2 protein-coding genes are annotated in these 537 nt (G+C 42.3%); one reads left to right on the forward strand and one right to left on the reverse strand.

Annotated features, from left to right (window positions below; all coding sequences use genetic code 11):
* The coding region (locus L654_RS1000000128070) for a hypothetical protein (protein WP_033027606.1) at positions 1-193 on the forward strand (193 nt) is incomplete at its 5' end.
* A gap of 40 nt (positions 194-233) precedes the next feature.
* Here the strand turns inward: L654_RS1000000128070 and L654_RS0100900 are convergent.
* Positions 234-537, reverse strand: a 304-nt coding sequence (locus tag L654_RS0100900) for an integrase core domain-containing protein (RefSeq protein ID WP_024606970.1), incomplete at its 5' end; no start/stop codon positions are given.

A 537-nucleotide genomic window follows, 5' to 3' on the forward strand; every position in this document is an offset into this window, starting at 1 on the left:
GACCCTATCGTTAGCCAATAACGCCCTTGCCATTCGGATTATCTTCCCCTTAGTCGGGGTGATAAGGCATCTTTCAGCCTATCGGGTTTGCCAGCTTTGCTGGGCAAACAACAAAAATCTCGGCCGCAAGCGACCGAGTTTTAAAACTAGTCCAGCTGATCTGAGTGAATTTCTTTCTGATCTAATTCAGTAAGTGAATCGCCCCGAGTTCATCGGAGACCAGTTTGTTTAAGTCAGGCCACTTTACCTGACTCGTTTAAATTATCATAGTAGTCTGTTTCATATTGAGCTGGTGAAATATACCCAATTGAAGATAATAAGCGTTGATTATTAAACCAATTGACCCACTCTAACGTTGCGTATTCAACAGCATCAACATTCTTCCACGGGCCATTTCTGCGAATAATCTCTGTTTTAAATAATCCATTTATTGTTTCAGCCAATGCATTGTCATAAGAGTCACCCACACTGCCTACAGACGCTTGAATTCCAGCTTCAGCAAGTCGCTCAGTGTATCGTATAGACAAATATTGGCTG

It is taken from the genome of Pseudoalteromonas sp. TAB23 (assembly GCF_000498075.1).
Classification (GTDB): domain Bacteria; phylum Pseudomonadota; class Gammaproteobacteria; order Enterobacterales; family Alteromonadaceae; genus Pseudoalteromonas; species Pseudoalteromonas arctica.